The sequence below is a fragment of the Dyadobacter sp. HNCC25DJ185 genome, from assembly GCF_056895195.1.
In genome coordinates, this window is record NZ_JBXHAR010000007.1 from 97296 (window position 1) to 115854 (window position 18559).

The window sequence follows — 18559 nt, forward strand, 5'->3', positions numbered from 1 at the left end:
CTATTTAAAAAGGTCGTCGTAAAATACTTGTAATGGGGTGGTTATCAGCTTTGTCTGAATAGCAGCTTTTTAATACCAATAACAAATTTTTGACAACTCAGAATCAAGCAAATCATCGGGCCGGACCCTTTTTGGGTTATAGGGCAATTTTTACCTGTTAGGTCTAAAAAGGAGTTGGGGTTTTTAATTTCTTTTTAACGGTAAAATACAAAATGAATGCATGATTTTTTGAACTAGTGGCCCTGTTATGGGGTTTCTTAAAAACTCACGATTCCAAAAGTATTTAACATGAAAAATAACCACTACAATACCAATTGATACGCCTGATGTCTTCTGATCGGGCCACAGCCTGAGGCCAACCGGCACCCCAATAAACAAGCTGTTGATTCTGACATTAATTAACTATGGGTAAAAAATTAAACAATCGTATTGCCGAGTTTACAGATGCGGCTGCGGCAAGAGCAAGAGGAGTATATCCATTTTTCAGGCCTATTGAATCCGGACAGGACACAGAGGTCATTATTAACGGGAAACCGGTCCTGATGTTCGGATCGAATTCTTATCTGGGACTCACTTCCCACCCCTACATTATCGAAGCTTCCCAAAGGGCGGCGCAAAAATATGGTACAGGCTGCGCCGGTTCGAGGTTTTTGAACGGCACGCTGGATATCCATGAAGAATTGGAATCACGGCTTGCCAAATTTACAGGCAAGGAGGATGCAATTCTTTTCAGTACTGGTTACCAGGCCAATTTGGGTGCATTGTCATGTCTCACAGGACGAAATGATTACTTGGTGCTGGACGAAAGCGACCATGCTTCGATCATAGACGGCAGCCGTCTATCGTTTTCCAAGGTCATCAAGTACGCCCACAATGACATGAACGACCTGCGCAAAAAGCTGAGCCTTCTTCCGGAAGAAGCGGACAAGCTGATTGCTACCGACGGTATTTTCAGTATGGAGGGGGATATTGTAAACCTTCCCGAATTGAATGCGATCGCCGCAGAGTTTGATGCGACTGTCCTCGTTGACGATGCCCACAGTTTAGGTGTTATCGGTGAAAAAGGGGCAGGAACAGCTTCTTTCTTTGGGTTAACACAATCTACGGATCTCATCATGGGGACGTTCAGCAAGTCGCTGGCTTCATTAGGCGGATTTATCGCCGGGGACGCTGCCGTGATAGATTATATGAAACATCGCGCACGTTCACTGATGTTCAGCGCAAGTATGACGCCCGCTTCGGTGGGAAGTACACTGGCAGCGCTTGATATCATCGAGTCTGAACCTCATCACATGGAGCGGCTCTGGGCCAATACCCGGTATGCCAAAGAATTGCTTCTGGTGAACGGTTTTGATCTGGGCCGCACAGAGAGTCCGATTTTGCCCCTTTACATCAGGAATAATGAAAAAACATTCATCATGACCAAGCGTCTTCAGGACGAGGGGGTTTTTGTAAATCCGGTCGTTTCGCCCGGCGTTCGTCCCGAGCAGTCGCTGATCCGTTTTTCATTGATGGCTACACATACTTTTAGTCAGATAGAAGAAGCAGTCGATAAAATGTCCCGCATTTACCGCGAAGTTTGCCCGGAAGCCATCAGAGAAAGACAGCAATTATGAAGCAGGTAGTACACGTAAACTCTCCCAAGGAACTTAAGGCGTTTATTGATTTTCCGCATGATCTTTATCAGAACGATAAAAATTATGTACCCGAACTGTTCATTGCACAAAAAGATATGCTTTCTCCTGGCAAGCATCCCTTTCATGAACATTCGGAAGTAAAGCTGTTCCTGGTGTATGAAGGAGGTAAAGTCACTGGTCGTGTGGCGGCCATCCTGAATACCAACTATATCGAGTTTACGGGTCAAAAGGACGGTTTTTTTGGCTTTTTTGATACGATCAATGACCTGGAAACCGTGACTTTGCTTTTGAAGGAAAGCGAGGCGTGGTTAAAATCAAAAGGTGCCGATCACATGATCGGCCCTGTGAATTTGTCAACAAACGATACCTGCGGGTTGTTGATCGAGGGGTTTGAAAAGCCTCCTATGGCGATGATGCCCTATAATGCGCCTTATTACCAAAAACTGCTGGAAGCATATGGTTTAAAAAAGAAGACCGATTTGCTTGCTTACGAAATCAATACAAATACTGCGAGCGACCGGTCCATTAAAATGATCGATGCCTTGGAAGGCAGGTTAAAACGGAGCGGAATTAATATCCGACAGGTAAATCTGAAAGACTTTCAGAACGAAGTAGTGAAGATCAGGGAAGTATATAATTCAGCTTGGGACAAAAATCTGGGTTTCGTACCGATGACAGAAAAGGAATTTGATTATCTGGCCAAGGACCTTAAAATGATATTAGACCCGAGGTTTTGCCTGGTTGCCGAAAAAGATGAAAAGCTGGTTGGATTTATACTGGGGATCCCTGATATCAATCAGATCCTGATCAAGATCAAGAAAGGCCGCCTGCTGCCCACTGGAATCTTTAAGTTGCTGTTTGGTAAGAAAAATATCACACGACTGCGAGTGCTTACCTTGGGTGTTGTGGAAGGTTACAGGAAAATGGGCATCGAAGCTTGCCTTTACGGCCGGATCATTAAAAATACCGAAGGTACCAAAATTACCGGTGGTGAATGTTCATGGATGTTGGAGGACAATTATCTGATGAATCATGCTATAGAGCAAATCAACGGCAAACTGTACAAAAGGTACAGATTGCTTGAAAAACCGATATGAAAGAAAAGGTATTCATCACCGGCGCGAGTGGATTCATCGGTTATCATCTGGTAGAGGCAGCGCTCAATGCAGGCATGGAAGTGCATGCGGCGGTGCGGCCGAGCAGTGACCTGACCTACTTAAAAAAATTACAGGCCGCTCCTCAAAAACATGGTGTGCTGGGTGTTGCGCCGCTGGTGTTTGTGAATACTGATTTTAGTTCAGAACAATCCTTAAAGGCATTACTGGAAAAAGGGAAATACGGGTTCATTATCCACGCAGCAGGGATAACAAAAGCCAAAAATGCTGCTACCTATAACCTTGTGAATGCCGAATACACACTACATCTCGCTCAGGCAGCAATGTCGTCCGATATTCCACTGCGACGCTTTGTGTTTTTGAGCAGCCTTGCGGCGATCGGTCCGTTGGCTTATGCCGAAGAACAACCGATTACGGAGCAAACTTTGCCGCTTCCGGTCACAGAGTATGGCAAAAGTAAATTACTCGCCGAGCAATACCTGGAACAAGTGAGTGGCTTGCCGCTCAGTATAATCCGTCCGACCGCGGTCTACGGCCCGGGGGAAAAGGATCTTTTTATCCTGTTTAAAACGCTGAATAAGGGGATCGATGCCTACATAGGCAAAGGGCCTCAGCGGTTGAGCTTTGTGTATGTCAAGGATCTTGTGGCAGCCACAATGGCTGCCTTGACGGAAAGCAGCGAGGGAAAGAAGGTTTACAACATTTCGGACGGCAATGCATATGACCGCTACGCGTTGGCCGATCGTTTCCGGGAGATCAGTGGCAGAAAGTTTTTTCGCACGCACCTCCCCGTCGCCCTGGTTAAACTGATGGCCGGTTTTCTGGATCTGATCTATTTTTTCTCGTCTGCAACACCGGTTTTGAACAGCGAAAAATTGAAAGAGCTTACAGCGCCAAACTGGATCTGTAGCATCGACGCAGCGAGGACTCATCTGCAATACCAGCCACAATATAATTTAAGCCAGGGGCTGGCAGAAACCTTGTTGTGGTACAAAGAGAATAAATGGCTATGAAATAAAAATGCCCTTTTGATCATTCACCGGACTTTCCACGTAAATGATGTGACAAGCAAAACGGGTTACTATCACGTTATGAAACTGAAAAATGAAAACAAAATATAAGTCGATATGGTCGAATATCTTCTTGATCCTCTGTGTGATACAGATCGGCGCAGGAGCAGCCATAGCGCAAAATACCACAATTAAAGGAAAAGTCACAGATGCCAAGTCAGGAGAAACCCTGCCTTACGTCTCCATCCTGATCCCCGGTACCACAATGGGCACGGTTTCAGATATTGATGGAAAATATGCGATGACTCTAAAGGAAAATCATCCGACCATCAAGTTCACTTATGTAGGCTATCTGAGTATAGAGAAACCGATAACACCGGGTATTGAACAGGTGATCGACATTAAAATGTCGGTGGATGCGTCTATGCTGAAGGAGGTTACGATCAAGGGTAAAGGTCGCTATCGGAATAGGGACAACCCTGCTGTGCAGCTGATCCGCGAGGTAATTGCGCATAAGAACCAGAACAAAATGGCCGCCAATGATTTCGTGGAGTATGAGCAATACGAAAAGATCTCTATGGCGTTGAGCAATCTTTCGGACGATTTCAAGGACAAAAGGATTTTCAAGAATTACCAGTTTTTGTTCAAGCAACAGGATTCCACTGCGATGGGCGGCAAGAATATGTTGCCCGCCTACATCGAAGAAAAGCTTTCGCAGGTCTATTACCGGAAAAATCCTTCCACCAAAAAGCAACTGGTGTTGGCTAACCGAAGGGCGGAATTTGATCCGAAATTTGTCGATAATGATGGTTTGAGCAAGTATTTCAACCGGCTTTATGAAGACATCAACATTTACGACAATGACATTTCCATTGCCACCAATATGTTGCTGAGCCCAATTGCCAATACTGCTCCGACTTTTTACAAATTCTTTATCCGGGATACCATCAAAACCAACACACCTTGGCTTGTTGAGCTTGGGTTTGTGCCAAGGAATAAGACAGACATGCTTTTTGAGGGGAAATTGTTTGTGACGCTGGATGGTAACTATGGTGTTCAAAACGCCTATCTGACTGTTAATAAAGATATCAACCTCAATTTCATGCGCGACCTGGAAGCGAGTCTGGAATTTGAAAAAGGAAATGATGGCAGGTATCATACCAGCAAAACGACCCTGGCTATGGAATTTGCTTTGGGTGAGAAAGGAGGTGGTTTATATGGTCATCGGGTGGTTAACTTTAAGGACTACAAAATCAATGAAAGCAGGCCAGACAGCGTTTACAAAGGCCCGAACCAGGAAATTGCCTATAATCCCGAAGTGAAAGCAGGTGAGTCCTTCTGGGACAGTGCCAGGCACATACCCCTGGAAAAAACCGAGCTGGATATTTACAGAAATATCGATACCCTTCAGACCATTCCTTCTTTCCGCAGGACGATGGATATCGCGACTTTGTTCCTGGCGGGTTATAAGTCCCTGGGCAAGGTAGAGATCGGACCTTTCAATACATTTTACAGCTTTAATCCGATTGAAGGCTTCCGGCTGCGTTTTGGTGGCAGAACGACAACGGAGCTGAGCAAGCGTGTCTATTTCGAATCTTATGCAGCTTATGGTTTCAAAGACCAGAAATGGAAGTATTTCCTGAGCGGTACCTATTCATTCAATAATAAGTCGGTCTATCATTTTCCGTTGAACTATATCCGGGCGAGTTTCCAGCGTGACACCAAGATCCCAGGCCAGGAACTGCAGTTTGTACAGGAAGATAATTTCCTTTTGTCTTTCAAAAGGGGTGATAACAATCGCTGGCTCTACAATGACATTTACAAGCTGGAATACGTCCGGGAGTTTGAAAACCACCTCTCTTATAAAGTTGGGTTTACGCAATGGAAGCAGACTGCCGCTGGTATTCTCCGCTATGAGACGGCGAATGAAGATGGAGTATACCAGAATGTGGGCGTTCTCAATAATACGGAGGCGAACCTGGAGCTGCGTTATGCGCCAAACGAGAAATTTTATCAGGGAAAGTTGTACCGCACACCGATCATCAACAAATATCCGATTTTCACATTGCGTTACAACGCGGGTTTGAAAGGCGTTTTTGAAGGTCAAAACCGGTACCACAACCTGGCAGCCAATATTACAAAAAGGTTTTACCTCTCACAATTTGGCTATACGGACATAACGACGGAGGGCGGCTACACCTTCGGCAGCCAAATACTCTTCCCATTGCTGACCGTGCACCGCGCCAACCAGACTTACGCTTACCAGCTGAATTCGTATAACCTGATGAACTTCCTGGAATTCGTCAGTGACCATTATGCGAGTCTGGATGTGCAATACTATATGAATGGGTTCCTTTTCAACAAAATCCCGTTGCTGAAAAAACTGAAGCTGAGGGAGGTGTTTAGTTTCAAAGGCTTAATGGGAGGCTTGCGTGACGAGAACAATCCGGCTTATAACCCCTCATTGTTCCGTTTTCCGGTGGATGAGCAGGGCAAACCAATCAGTTACACGCTGTCCCGCCAGCCCTACATCGAAGGTAGCGTGGGTATAGCCAATATTTTTAAGCTGTTGCGTGTGGACCTTGTAAAAAGGTTTACTTATCTCAATAACCCAAACGTTTCGGAATGGGGCGTGAGGGCGAGGTTCAAGCTTGATTTTTAGTATCGAAGGACTGAAAACAAAAAATGATATGAATTATGCGATCATAGCAGCGGGGGAAGGTTCACGATTGGCCAAGGAAGGTTTTACACTTCCCAAACCAATGGTAACCCTGCATGGCGAAATGCTGATCGACAGGCTGATCGGTATTTTTATGCGGAACAATGCAGAGAAGATCATGATCATCATTAATGAGGAGTCGCCGAAACTGGAAGAGCACTTGTTGAAACTGGCTGATGAGTTTCCTATCGAAATAGTCAGAAAGTCGACACCCAGCTCGCTGCACAGCGCCTATGAACTTCTGAAGTCAGAACCGGAACTCAAGTCGGTTTGTCTTACGACCACCGACACCGTTTTCAAAGAAGAAGAGTTCAGTGCTTTCCTATCTGAATTTGAGCAAAATACCCAGGTGGAAGGCCAAATGGCGGTTACGTCTTTCATTGACGATGAAAGCCCATTGTTTGTAACGGTTGATCATGATAATGTAATTACAGCCTTTACCGACAAGAATACCACCCATACTCCATTTGTGTCAGGTGGAATTTATTGTCTTCGTAAAAAGGCGATTGAAAACGTTGGCCAGGCAGTGGAGGCAGGAGTGAGCCGTATGCGGAACTTTCAACGGCAATTGCTGGCAAATAGATTGGAGCTACGGGCTTACCATTTTACCAAAATCGTGGATGTCGATCACGTAAGCGACATCCGGACAGCAGAAATGTTCCTGAGACCGGAAGAAGTGGCTTAGGGACATTATTGACACAGAAGAAACAAACGGACACCAAACCTATAAAGGCCGGAAAAAGTAACCGGCCGCAGCTTGCATGAATGAATTAGAATTACTCGGCGTACACCGTAACAAGAAGTTTTCACCAAACCATATTGGTAACGATGATGCCATTTTCCAGATGACAGCGAAGGAGCTGGAAAAATTGGGATGCCATGTTACGATTTGTTGCGAGGATGATTTTTTGGCAATGGAGTCGGTCCCTCAGGAACAAATATTTACCATGGCGAGGCAGAAGCAGGTTGTAAGCAAATTGCAGCTTCTTGAAAAAGCAGGGAAACAAGTGGTTAACTCCGCATTTGGAATCGAAAACTGTTTCCGTACCAACCTGACCCATGCATTGAACCTGAACGATATCCCGGTTGCCGATAGCTATATCGTTCCGACCAGTTACCAGGATGATGAAGTTTTTAACAAGATCAAGGGCAAAGGTTACTGGATCAAGCGTGGGGATTTTCATGCGATCCATAAGGAAGATGTTTCCTATGCCAGGTCAAAAGAGGAGGCCAAGGAAATTTTGCGGGAATACGCTTTACGCGACATTCCCGACGCGGTGATCTCCCAGCACCTGATGGGCGACCTGGTGAAATTTTACGGCGTGAGGGGTACGGATTTTTTCTTTTGGTTTTATCCGTACGATAACAACCATCATAAATACGCTGATTACGAGCAGATCAACGGGAGCTCGGCTTACTATTCGTTTGACACATCGCAGTTGAAGAATGTAGCTACCAAAGCGGCCAGCGTAGTTGGGATTGATATTTACGGAGGCGATGCCATCGTAGGAAAAGACGGCACTTTTCGGATCATTGACCTGAACGACTGGCCGAGTTTCGCCCCCTGTCGTGACCAGGCCGCAAGCCAGATCGCTGGTTTGATTTATCAAAAATTTACAGCAACAGTTCATGGATAGCACTACGTCGTTTGAAAATTCTTTAAAATCCAATGATACCGAGGAGCAGATCGACATTTGGTTTTATCGCCCAATAGGTTACCAGATTGCCTTGTTTTGTGCCAAAATTGGGTTGAGGCCCAATCCGGTTACCATTATCAGCATCTTTTTTGGCGTTGCAGCGGGTATCTTGTTTTACTACCAGGCACTGTGGATTAATGTGATTGGTATGTTGCTGCTGGTTTTTGCCAACTCATTGGATAGCGCCGACGGCCAATTGGCCCGGATGACCAATGATAAGAGTCGTCTGGGAAGGATATTGGACGGGGCAGCGGGAGACTTCTGGTTTATCGCCATTCATATCGCGATCTGTTTGCGAAGCCAGCAGGAAGGGTGGAGTGCATGGATCTGGGTACCGGGTGTTTTGGCCGGTGCTTCGCACGTGGTGCAGTCTGCCATGGCAGACTATTACCGCAACGTTCATCTGTTTTTCATCAAAGGTACCTCTGGAAGCGAGCTGGACAATAGCCGGGATTTGCAGCAAGAATATGATAGCCTAAGCTGGTCGGAGCATTTCGGCATGAAATTCATCGCACGGACTTACCTGAACTATACCAAGCTGCAGGAAAGTTTTTCACCCAACCTGCAAAAATTACTTGGAGCTGTAAGACAACATTACAAAGCTGGATTGCCCATGGACCTGGTTACCGATTTCAGGGCTCACAACAAGCCACTGATGAAGTATACCAATATTGTACAGTTCAATACGCGTGTGCTGTTCCTGTTTTTATGGTTGTTTCTGGACCAATCGTGGATCTATTTCTTTTTCGACATGTTTGTCCTGAATCCGATCCTGATTTATATGATCGTGAACCAGGAGAAAGTGAGCAAATATTTCTACCAGAAGATTCTGAAAAAGGAAGCCAATGAATTCCAAAATATATAAAGCTCTTTTCCTGATAATTGGCATTGTTTCCCTGGGCTACATGGTTTATGGTACAGGGCTTGCCGTGATCTGGAGAGATATTCAGCGTACCGGTATCTGGTTTTTACCGGTGATTGGCAGCTGGCTATTGATTTATATTCTGAATGCGATTGCTTTCCAGTCTATTATCAGGGAACCTGCTCTACCCGAAAGCAACCTGTCGTTCTGGTCGGTTTTGAGGTTGACCATTTCGGGTTACGCGATCAATTACATTACGCCGTTCGTGGCGTTGGGCGGGGAGCCGTACCGGATACTGGAATTGAAACCTGTTCTTGGTATACAGAAAGCGACATCGTCCGTGCTATTGTATAGCCTGATGCACATGTTTTCACATGTTATTTTCTGGCTGGCATCCATTGTTCTGATTGTTGCGGTTGTGCCGTTGAGCAGCACTATGCTGGCTGGTTGCGGGATGTTGTTGGTTGCTGGGCTGGTTTTAGGTTACTGGTTTATCAATGTTTATAAAAAAGGGTTTACGGTAAGCACGTTCAGGTTGCTCGAGAAAGTCCCCTTTATCAAAACAAAGGCCCGCGCATTTGCACTGAAAAATGCAGAAACGCTGTATGAAGTCGACGAGCAGATACGGGTTCTGTATGCGGAAAGACGGGGTGTTTTTTATAAATCGTTGTTCTTCGAATTTTTTGCGAGGGTCATCGGTTGCCTGGAGATTTATTTCACTGCGCACGCGATCGGAATGGATATGACACTATCCCAATCGCTGATCGTCAGCTCGGGTTCGTCCCTTTTTGCCAACCTGATCTTTTTCTTCCCGATGCAGTTGGGCACGAGGGAGGGCGGATTGGTACTTGCGCTGAGGAGCGTGGGGCTGGCCGCAGCCCAGGGAATTTTTATTGGGGTGGTGATGCGTATCCGGGAAATAGTCTGGATCATGATCGGCCTGGCGTTGATCAACAGGAAAGTGAAGCCGGCAGCAGAAGCGGTTTTGGCTGTGAGTGAGTAGTTGACAGTGTATGGCGATTAGCTGCTAGCTTTTGGGTCTTGATTTCTTGGTTCCCGGTGTTTGATATAAAAAAATAAAAAAGCTAATAGCAAAAAAGCTAACAGCCACATTTTAAAATGATTAAAGGAGTTTTACTTGATTACGGAGGTACGGTTGATACGAATGGGCTGCATTGGGCCAACGTTTTGTGGGAAAGCTACCAGTATAGTAAAGTAAATGTGGATAGGGAAACGTTTGCAAAAGCGTACACATTTGGTGAAAGAGCATTGGCGTTGAACCCGATCATTAAACCGCACCACGTTTTTTATGATGTACTGGTTTTGAAGGTCGAACAGCAGTTCCATTTTCTGAAAGAAAATGGTTTTGACGTCAGCAATACTGCGATTGAAGCCATTGCACGCCAATGCAATGATTTCGCACACACTACCGTGAAAAACGCGACTCCTGCCCTGGCGGAACTCGCAAAAAATTACCCTGTCGTTATGGTTTCCAATTTTTATGGGAATATCAATCGGGTGCTGCAGGACTTTGGCATTGGAAGTTATTTCCAGGCTGTGGTAGAATCTGCTGTGGCGGGCGTCCGGAAGCCTGATCCGCAAATTTACCAGCTTGGAATTGACGCACTGGGCTTTTCTCCTGCGGAATGTGTGGTAGTCGGGGATTCTTACTCCAAAGATATCGTTCCGGCTAAACGGCTTGGATGTAAGGCAGTTTGGCTGAATGTAAAAGGGTGGGATGAAAGCGCTGTCCAGTACAAGGTTTCGGAGGCGGATGTTGAGATTACCGATTTTACCCGGATCACGGAAGTAATTAAGGGTCTGGGTTAGTTGTCAACTTTTATCATGGTAGGTGCCGTGATAAAATTAAATTTAATTGATGATGTACGACATATGTACCATTGGCCATATTACACTGGATAAGGTAGTTACGGCCCATTCTGTCAAATACATGCCAGGCGGCACTTCGTTTTATTTTTCGAAGGCGCTGCGGGAGTTTGATGTCAACTATATGCTGGTAACCGCTCTGGCGGAGCAGGAGAACCATATTGTTACGGATTTGAGGAATGAGAAAATCGAGGTTTTTTCCCAGAATAGCCCTTATACAGTCTATTTCGAAAATATCTATAGCGCCAATCAGGACCACCGGGAGCAGAATGTTTTGCATAAGGCTGCACCGTTCACGGTTTCCCAGATGCCTGCAATAGAAGCGAAGATCTTTCATCTCGGGCCGTTGCTGTCCGATGACATCTCTGTCGATCTGGTGAAATCGCTGGCCTCAAAAGGCCTGGTTTCGCTGGATATCCAGGGGTATCTCCGGTATGTGAAGGACCAGAAAGTTTTTTATACCGATTGGGCTGACAAGAAAGAGGCGCTTCCCCATGTATCCATACTGAAAGCCAACGAGTTTGAAATGGAAGTAGTTACCGGCACGAGCGATGTGCGCGAGGGGGCCGAAATCCTTGCTGGTTTTGGGGTGAAAGAGGTCATTATCACATTGGGAAGCAAAGGCTCGCTGGTTTACAAGGACAGTCATTTTTTCAGGATACCGGCTTACAAACCTTCGGCGGTGATCGACGCAACTGGTTGTGGGGACACTTATATGGCAGGGTATTTAAGTAAAAAGGTGAAGGGTGCAGATGCACAGGAAGCGGGGGAGTTTGGCGCTGCCATGGCCACCTTGAAAATCCAGTCGTCAGGCCCGTTTTCCGGGAATGCGGAAATGGTGGAGGATGTGCTCCAAAATGGTGAATGTGATAGAGAAATGATTGCCCAGGCAATTTATTTATAGTTATTAAATAGTATGAAATACGTGCTTAGCATGCTGATGGCATTTTGCCTGACGCTTGTTTCGTATTCAGGAAGCTATTCCACTGATAAAAATCCGAAGGGTACAGTTACCGAACCCGACGATTTCCCAATACCGAGGAACATTCCCGGATTGCTATTTTATATTCAGCGTGACCCGAATACGAATACAATTTGTTATCAGCTTAACCTGGACGAACGGGGCCAGTTAATCGAAAAAGATCCCGTTCACACCTTCTGGATTCGTTACACTGACGGGGGCGTCAGGAGGGAACTGAATTATCTGCAGCGGAAGTTTGCTTATGGCATTAATTCCAAAGCAACAGGTAATGCAGCCTTCGAACTCAGATCCGTTGCTTACTCGAAAATGCCGCTATATCTCCGCAAGGACAGTAAGAATGAATATCATGTTTATGCCAACATCGATAAAAAGGAATGTATCCTCACCCGGGTTTTTATCCGGATCGACGGAGGTACATTCTGGTCTCCCAATGTGCTTTACATTGAATTAAAAGGAACCGAAACCGCAACAGGAAAAACAATTATTCAGAGAATAAAACCATCGTGACATGCCTAAAAAATATGTCTCCAACTCAACTGACTCTTCCAGGATGTTCAGAAGCGACCTCCTTGAGTCCCTATCCAAAGTGCACTTTAGCGTGCCGCTCTTCATTTTCGTACCGGTAATCCTGTATTTTTCCTGGAAAGCTATTGCCGCCGACGGGCTAAGCTGGTACGAGTTTTTGCTTACCGTTCTTGGGGGGCTTTTTGTGTGGACCTTTACCGAGTATTTTATGCACAGGTTTGTTTTTCATTTCAATCCGCGTGGGAAATTCATGGAGCGAATCCATTTCATCTTTCACGGTGTGCATCACGATTATCCCAATGATGCGAAAAGGCTGGTCATGCCGCCGTCAGTGAGCATTCCGCTTTCGGCTGGTTTTTACTTTCTTTTTACGCTTTTTATGGACGAGATCCATGTGGCAGCATTCTTCTCGGGATTTATGACCGGGTACCTGTTTTACGATATGAGCCACTATGCGTTGCATCACGCCAATTTCAAATCTCCGTTCTGGAAGAAGCTAAAAAGGCACCATATGCAACATCATTATTCAGATCCTAGTAAAGGTTATGGGGTAAGTTCAGATATTTGGGATAGGATCTTTGGTTCAACCGAAAGACGCCCTGAAAAATGAACTCACTTGAAACTCACTTTAACTCTTTACTTTATGGCGAATGCGGGAAATGTCAATCAAGACCAGGTCTTCCGAGATGAGATTACCAAGGTTTCCGATTTTAAGTTCGGGACGACGGTAGTAAAGGTCTTCGACGACATGGTTAGTCGGTCGGTGCCCTTTTATGATGAAATTCAGCGAATGCTGGCGGAAATTGCTGCCGACCATGCCAAAGAGGGATCGCTTGTATACGATCTGGGCTGCTCAACCGGAACCACTATGATCGAAGTGGATAAGCTCGTTCCTCCTGATATTAAATTTGTAGGAATTGACGAGTCTCCTGAAATGCTCGACAAGTGTGACCTGAAATTAAAAGAGGCGGGCTTTGTACGTTCTTATGATTTAAGGGTAGGGGACCTGCACCAGGAAGCACTTCCCATTTCAAATGCTTCTGTGGTGATTCTTTGCCTGACATTGCAGTTTGTCCGCCCGCTTTTTCGTGAACGGCTTTTGAGAAATATCTACAAAGGATTGAATCCGGGCGGGGTGCTGCTGCTCGCCGAGAAAGTTTTGACAGAGCATTCTCAATTTAATCGCGATTTCATAAAGTATTATTATAACTACAAACGTCGTAACCATTACAGCGAACTGGAAATTTCCCAAAAGCGGGAAGCCCTGGAGAATGTGTTGATCCCATACAAGTTATCCGAAAACACGCTCTTGTTAAAGGAAGCAGGCTTTACGGACTGTGAGGTCTTTTTCAAATGGTATAATTTTTCAGGGATGATAGCTTATAAAAAATCATGATCGCAATCGGAAATTTCTTTTTCAAGTACAGGAACAACCTGTTTATTTTTCTATACCTGCTCCTTTTTGTGCCTTCGCCCATGCTTTTTGCACCAGGGAAGTTTGGAGAAAAATACTATCTGTTCCCGGTTATTCTGGGTTTGCTGGTCACTTTTGCGGGAGAGATCATTCGGGGCATAACCATTGGCCTGGCTTATATCATCCGGGGAGGCAAGGATAAGAAAGTATATGCCGAAAAACTGGTTACCGAGGGCATTTTCAGGCATTGCCGCAACCCGCTCTATGTGGGTAATATCCTGATGCTGCTCGGTGTGGGGATTCTCGCCAATTCGCTGATCTATGTGGCGGTCGTCATGCCGTTTTTCCTGTTCATCTATCAGGCGATTGTACTGGCGGAGGAAAATTTTCTCCGGAATAAGTTTGGGGCACAGTTTGATGTTTATTGCAGCAGGGTCAGCAGGTGGCTGATCAATTTTGCAGGCTTTTCTGACACACTTACCGGGATGCATTTTAATTACAAACGCTGGTTGCTGAAAGAGTACAATACGCTGTTGGTCTGGCTCATCGGGATTTCGGCCTTATTGATCTTCAAATACCCGCAACTCATTCCGGAAAGTAATAAGAGGATGATTTTATTCGGTAGTATTGTGATCGTGCTGGGCGTTATTTATGGTTATGTCAGGTACTTGAAAAAATCCGGCAAAATGACAGACAGCGTTGCCTGAACACCATTTCACCTTTCTTAAATGATTATAATTCCGTTAACCCGCGCGGCACTTTTTATTTGGCACGCTATTGGAAGTGGTCACTGATGTATACGTGAGGGTTTTCCTGATTGTAACATCAACAAGCGGACTCAACGCCCTAACACATAACAGGAAATCATGAACATCGTCATCATTGGAGGAGGATTTGCAGGTGTGAACCTTGCTCTTGGGCTCGCCAGGAGTAAGAAGTTTGACGTTACACTCGTCGATAAGAACAATTATAACTTTTTCCCGCCGCTGATTTATCAGGTCGCCACCGCTTTTCTGGAGCCGTCGAGTATAAGCTATCCTTTCCGAAAGCTTTTTGCGGGCAAAGAAAACTTTCATTTCCGTTTGGGCGAACTCCTGAAAGTGGTTCCCGAGGAAAATAAGATCATTCTTTCCAACGGGGAGATGAGTTACGATTTTCTTGTTTTTGCTACCGGGGCAGAAACCAATTTCTTTGGAATGGAGAACGTCAAACGTCATGCTACTCCGATGAAGACACTTGAAGATGCGATCGGAATGCGTAACAAGCTGTTATCGCAGATGGAAAAAGCTACGATTTGCACGGATCCGGATGAAGTGAAAAAGCTCCTGACGGTCGTAATCGCCGGTGGCGGGCCTACCGGCGTGGAGATCTCCGGAATATTTGCAGAAATGCGGAACGGTATTCTGCGTAAAGAATATCCCGAACTGGCTGGTAAAGGCAGCGAAATTTACCTTGTCGATGGCGGCGATGCCCTGCTCTCGCCCATGAGCGTAAAGTCGCAGCAAGATACCTACGAAGCGCTGCGGAAACTTGGCGTTAAAATCAAACTCAATACCCACGTTGTTGACTTTGCTGACGATAAGGTAATTTTCACCGAAGGAGACGCGATTGAGACAAAAACACTGATCTGGGCCGCCGGCGTGACAGGGAAAGTGTTTGAAGGCATTCCGCCCGAAGCGTATGGCCGCGGAAGAAGATTGCTCGTAGATGCGTACAACAAGGTCAACAGTGCCTACAATATTTATGCGATCGGCGATTCCTGTCTGCAGTTAACCGATAAGAACTTTCCGAATGGTCATCCACAGGTAGCTCAGGTGGCTATTCAGCAGGGTAAAAACCTTGCAAAGAATTTTGAGCTCATCGCGGAACACCAACCTTTGCGCCCTTTTGCCTATCACGACAAGGGATCAATGGCGATTATTGGAAGAGCAAAGGCGGTAGTAGATATGCCTTCTCCCAAATTGCATTTTAAAGGCGTAATTGCCTGGCTTGCATGGCTTTTCATTCACCTTATTTCATTGATCAATTACCGTAACAGGCTCAAAACCCTGTATAACTGGATGGTGGCCTATTTTACCAAGGACCAGTCTCTCAGAATGATCATCAAGCCAACGATGAAAGAAGAAAAAGTGGAGTCCGTTTAAGGAATTCAATTTCGACGTTTAACGTTAGCAGTTTATTAAAAAACATTGATTTCAATTGCTCCGTATTGAAGGGGCCGCACTGTAACTTATTGTTCCTGAATTCTTTCCATTTATTCTAAAAATGTGAATGAAAATGGAACCATCAGTTTCGGTAGAATTGATATTGCAAACCACAAAAAACATGGAACCGATTACAATTGATGTAACAAGCGAGTCACCCGCCGGTATCCAGCAGATAGACACTTCTATTTCTTTCAGAAGTTTTATAGACTTTCTCGAGAGGAAAACGGACCAGGAAACAACGGTAAAAAGAACATTTTTTGAAATGGTCCTTGCCAGGCTGAAAGCCAATCCCGAGTTCAGTGCTAACGTTCCGCTGGAAGATATCAGCAAATACAAAGAAGAGCTGAGCCTGATTTACGGGATGCTGATGCCGCCCGTTGCCGACGAAAGAGACGTTTGCTGGGCGATGAGCTCACCCGTTAATCCGGTGGTCTTTTATGGCACTTCCGGGTTTTACAACCTTCTGCTTGATCACAAAACGGGTTGCGTAAGGTGTGACCTTATGCAGGATGAGGCGAACACCAAGCACGAGAAATTGCAGATGCTGTACTCTTTCATTCTTGAAAAGTGCTATCACCTGCCTCCCATGCGCAAACATGAGCTGATTATCTCGTTGAAAGACGATAAATCAGGCCTGCAGAAATTTTACAGGCTTAACATTGATACCCGCTTTTGTGAAATATTCCCCAAAGACGTATTGCCCCAACTGGATCTGGAAGCGATATTGGAATCTTTTGACGTCAATAAAGTAGCAGCGATGCTCCCTTTGTCTTTATTCAGGTTCGAAGGATTCTCGGTTATCACACTGGTGGACGTTACCGCTGAGCATGCCGTTGAAAATATCAAGAACACCATTCTGGACAGGGCATCTTTTGACACCGGAACGTATTTCCACCAGGTTACAGACTCGCTTAAGATGCTGATAGGTAGTCCTCAGTTCGAATTCGGAACGATGGCGGTTTTGCGCGTCAACAACAAGCTTGTTTTTAATAAAAGCAATGTGTTGTACAGCAAACTGATGAATGCCGCGACTGAAAACGGTATGGCCGAGGAAATGTACCTGAGAATGGCCGATGAATATCTGCAGGCGCCCAAACCCCTGGTGATCCGCGAACTTAAGCAGGAGGAGATATATAAAAAGGATTTCGCCAAGCTGCTTTACAATGACGGTGTGCGTTCTTATGCCTTGCTGCCTGTCTTTTATGACAAAAAGGTAGTAGGCTTATTGGAGGTGTTTTCAAGAATACCCAATGCGGTTAACGAAATGGCCCTCTCCAAACTGGATGCGGCACTTCCGCTTCTTGCCCAGATTTTCAAAAATTATGTCGATGAGTTTACCTCCGGCATTGATAGTGTGATCAGGGAGAAGTTTACCTCACTGCAGCCGGCTGTTCAGTGGCGCTTTCGGGAAACCGCCTGGCATTATCTGAGAGATAAAGCCCAGAACCCCCAAAGCGCCCAGATCGAAAATATCCAGTTCAAAGATGTTTACCCGCTGTACGGGGCGATCGATATCCGGAATTCGACGATTGAAAGAAACAATGCATTACGACAAGATCTAAACCTGCAGTTCAATTTATTGATAGAAACCTTTACGATCCTGAAACAAAACCTTGGATTCGGCCTGGCGGACGAGATGATTTTCAAATGCAGGAAATGGCTTGAGGAAATCAACAACGAAGCGACAAATACCGATGAAATGAAAGTAAGAGATTTTCTTGAGTATGAGGCTCATCCGTTTTTGCAGCATTTTAAAGAAGAAAGTCTTCAACGTTCAGATGTTGCCGGAGGGGCCGGTGAACCGCTTCTGAGGGAGCATATCGACCATTATTTTCAGGTTATCGATGCAAACACGGGTGTCGCGAATGAGAATAGAAAGGCGCTGGAAACTTCTATGCAGAAGATCAATACTTCGGTGAACCTGTATTTGGACCTGTTCCGGAAAGAAATTCAACAGTCCTATCCGACTTACTTTGAAAAATTCAGGACAGACGGGATCGAGTACGACATTTATATTGGACAGTCCATCGAGCCGGAGAAAAAATTCAGCGAACTTTATCTTAAAAACATCAGGCTTTGGCAACTGACCTCCATGGCTGCGATCGCCAGGATTACGCACGCCCTTGTGCCGCAAATGGAAAAGCCACTCGAGACCACGCAGCTGATATTTATCCATTCGAGCAGTATTGATATCAGTTTCAGGGATGATGAACGCCGTTTCGATGTGGAAGGTGCTTATAATATCCGGTATCAGGTAATCAAGAAAAGAATTGACAAAGTACACGTGAAGGGCACTGGTGAAAGGCTTACGCAGCCTGGCAAAATAGCGCTGGTATACTTTAACAATAAATCTGCAGAAGAATATGTAGGCTATATCCGGTATTTACAAGAAAAAAATACTTTATTGAATGATCTGGAATTCCTGGATCTTGAAGAATTGCAGGGCGTAACCGGTTTGAAAGCATTGCGAATAGGGGTTAACCTGGACGCTGACTGGACTTAAC

At 45.4% G+C, this 18559-nt stretch carries 16 protein-coding genes; all 16 read left to right on the forward strand.

The window, feature by feature from the left end:
- Window positions 1–404 precede the first annotated feature (404 nt).
- The 16 genes from spt to AC1XUF_RS20510 all read left to right on the forward strand — a co-directional run bounded on the left by spt (window position 405) and on the right by AC1XUF_RS20510 (window position 18558).
- Window positions 405–1616: a serine palmitoyltransferase gene (gene spt / locus AC1XUF_RS20435; RefSeq protein ID WP_483343684.1), complete on the forward strand. Its 1212-nt coding sequence runs from the start codon at window positions 405–407 to the stop codon at window positions 1614–1616.
- Complete coding sequence (locus AC1XUF_RS20440; RefSeq protein ID WP_483343685.1) at window positions 1613–2734, forward strand: hypothetical protein; 1122 nt, start codon at window positions 1613–1615, stop codon at window positions 2732–2734. Before spt ends, AC1XUF_RS20440 begins: the two co-directional genes overlap by 4 nt.
- On the forward strand, window positions 2731–3765 hold the full coding sequence (locus tag AC1XUF_RS20445) for an NAD-dependent epimerase/dehydratase family protein (RefSeq protein ID WP_483343686.1): 1035 nt from the start codon (window positions 2731–2733) through the stop codon (window positions 3763–3765). The genes AC1XUF_RS20440 and AC1XUF_RS20445 overlap by 4 nt, the downstream gene beginning before the upstream one ends.
- A gap of 91 nt (window positions 3766–3856) precedes the next feature.
- Window positions 3857–6424, forward strand: coding sequence for a DUF5686 and carboxypeptidase-like regulatory domain-containing protein (locus AC1XUF_RS20450; RefSeq protein ID WP_483343687.1), 2568 nt, complete (start codon window positions 3857–3859; stop codon window positions 6422–6424).
- Between the two features lie 28 nt (window positions 6425–6452).
- Window positions 6453–7166: a nucleotidyltransferase family protein gene (locus AC1XUF_RS20455; RefSeq protein WP_483343688.1), complete on the forward strand. Its 714-nt coding sequence runs from the start codon at window positions 6453–6455 to the stop codon at window positions 7164–7166.
- 76 nt (window positions 7167–7242) lie between these two features.
- Window positions 7243–8118 carry a hypothetical protein gene (locus AC1XUF_RS20460; RefSeq protein WP_483343689.1) on the forward strand — a complete coding sequence of 292 codons (876 nt, stop codon included), beginning with the start codon at window positions 7243–7245 and terminating at the stop codon, window positions 8116–8118.
- The gene (locus tag AC1XUF_RS20465; protein WP_483343690.1) at window positions 8111–9043 is read left to right on the forward strand and encodes a CDP-alcohol phosphatidyltransferase family protein; all 933 of its coding nucleotides are present in this window, start codon (window positions 8111–8113) and stop codon (window positions 9041–9043) included. The genes AC1XUF_RS20460 and AC1XUF_RS20465 overlap by 8 nt, the downstream gene beginning before the upstream one ends.
- Window positions 9024–10043 (forward strand): lysylphosphatidylglycerol synthase transmembrane domain-containing protein, encoded by a 1020-nt coding sequence (locus tag AC1XUF_RS20470; protein ID WP_483343691.1) that lies wholly within the window; start codon window positions 9024–9026, stop codon window positions 10041–10043. The genes AC1XUF_RS20465 and AC1XUF_RS20470 overlap by 20 nt, the downstream gene beginning before the upstream one ends.
- 116 nt (window positions 10044–10159) lie before the next feature.
- A complete protein-coding gene (locus AC1XUF_RS20475) occupies window positions 10160–10870 on the forward strand; it encodes an HAD family hydrolase (protein ID WP_483343692.1) in 711 nt (236 codons plus the stop codon).
- 49 nt (window positions 10871–10919) lie between these two features.
- Window positions 10920–11831, forward strand: a complete 912-nt coding sequence (locus tag AC1XUF_RS20480; RefSeq protein ID WP_483343693.1) for a PfkB family carbohydrate kinase — start codon at window positions 10920–10922, stop codon at window positions 11829–11831.
- A gap of 12 nt (window positions 11832–11843) precedes the next feature.
- Window positions 11844–12416, forward strand: a complete 573-nt coding sequence (locus tag AC1XUF_RS20485) for a DUF4833 domain-containing protein (RefSeq protein ID WP_483343694.1) — start codon at window positions 11844–11846, stop codon at window positions 12414–12416.
- Between the two features lies 1 nt (window position 12417).
- Window positions 12418–13044, forward strand: coding sequence for a sterol desaturase family protein (locus AC1XUF_RS20490; protein ID WP_483343695.1), 627 nt, complete (start codon window positions 12418–12420; stop codon window positions 13042–13044).
- A 6-nt stretch (window positions 13045–13050) separates the two neighbouring features.
- A complete protein-coding gene (cmoA, locus tag AC1XUF_RS20495) occupies window positions 13051–13830 on the forward strand; it encodes a carboxy-S-adenosyl-L-methionine synthase CmoA (RefSeq protein ID WP_483343696.1) in 780 nt (259 codons plus the stop codon).
- The gene (locus tag AC1XUF_RS20500) at window positions 13827–14555 is read left to right on the forward strand and encodes a methyltransferase family protein (protein WP_483343697.1); all 729 of its coding nucleotides are present in this window, start codon (window positions 13827–13829) and stop codon (window positions 14553–14555) included. The genes cmoA and AC1XUF_RS20500 overlap by 4 nt, the downstream gene beginning before the upstream one ends.
- A gap of 159 nt (window positions 14556–14714) precedes the next feature.
- Entirely contained in the window at window positions 14715–15992 is a 1278-nt protein-coding gene (locus AC1XUF_RS20505; RefSeq protein WP_483343698.1) for an NAD(P)/FAD-dependent oxidoreductase, read from the forward strand.
- A 181-nt stretch (window positions 15993–16173) separates the two neighbouring features.
- Window positions 16174–18558 (forward strand): GAF domain-containing protein, encoded by a 2385-nt coding sequence (locus AC1XUF_RS20510; RefSeq protein ID WP_483343699.1) that lies wholly within the window; start codon window positions 16174–16176, stop codon window positions 18556–18558.
- Window position 18559 lies beyond the last annotated feature (1 nt).

What these genes read in the sequence shown, in the direction of transcription:
- spt (WP_483343684.1), top strand. Translation starts at nt 405, where the DNA reads ATGGGTAAAAAATTAAACAATCGTATTGCCGAGTTTACAGATGCGGCT.
- AC1XUF_RS20440 (WP_483343685.1), top strand. Translation starts at nt 1,613, where the DNA reads ATGAAGCAGGTAGTACACGTAAACTCTCCCAAGGAACTTAAGGCGTTT.
- AC1XUF_RS20445 (WP_483343686.1), top strand. Translation starts at nt 2,731, where the DNA reads ATGAAAGAAAAGGTATTCATCACCGGCGCGAGTGGATTCATCGGTTAT.
- AC1XUF_RS20450 (WP_483343687.1), top strand. Translation starts at nt 3,857, where the DNA reads ATGAAAACAAAATATAAGTCGATATGGTCGAATATCTTCTTGATCCTC.
- AC1XUF_RS20455 (WP_483343688.1), top strand. Translation starts at nt 6,453, where the DNA reads ATGAATTATGCGATCATAGCAGCGGGGGAAGGTTCACGATTGGCCAAG.
- AC1XUF_RS20460 (WP_483343689.1), top strand. Translation starts at nt 7,243, where the DNA reads ATGAATGAATTAGAATTACTCGGCGTACACCGTAACAAGAAGTTTTCA.
- AC1XUF_RS20465 (WP_483343690.1), top strand. Translation starts at nt 8,111, where the DNA reads ATGGATAGCACTACGTCGTTTGAAAATTCTTTAAAATCCAATGATACC.
- AC1XUF_RS20470 (WP_483343691.1), top strand. Translation starts at nt 9,024, where the DNA reads ATGAATTCCAAAATATATAAAGCTCTTTTCCTGATAATTGGCATTGTT.
- AC1XUF_RS20475 (WP_483343692.1), top strand. Translation starts at nt 10,160, where the DNA reads ATGATTAAAGGAGTTTTACTTGATTACGGAGGTACGGTTGATACGAAT.
- AC1XUF_RS20480 (WP_483343693.1), top strand. Translation starts at nt 10,920, where the DNA reads ATGATGTACGACATATGTACCATTGGCCATATTACACTGGATAAGGTA.
- AC1XUF_RS20485 (WP_483343694.1), top strand. Translation starts at nt 11,844, where the DNA reads ATGAAATACGTGCTTAGCATGCTGATGGCATTTTGCCTGACGCTTGTT.
- AC1XUF_RS20490 (WP_483343695.1), top strand. Translation starts at nt 12,418, where the DNA reads ATGCCTAAAAAATATGTCTCCAACTCAACTGACTCTTCCAGGATGTTC.
- AC1XUF_RS20500 (WP_483343697.1), top strand. Translation starts at nt 13,827, where the DNA reads ATGATCGCAATCGGAAATTTCTTTTTCAAGTACAGGAACAACCTGTTT.
- AC1XUF_RS20505 (WP_483343698.1), top strand. Translation starts at nt 14,715, where the DNA reads ATGAACATCGTCATCATTGGAGGAGGATTTGCAGGTGTGAACCTTGCT.
- AC1XUF_RS20510 (WP_483343699.1), top strand. Translation starts at nt 16,174, where the DNA reads ATGGAACCGATTACAATTGATGTAACAAGCGAGTCACCCGCCGGTATC.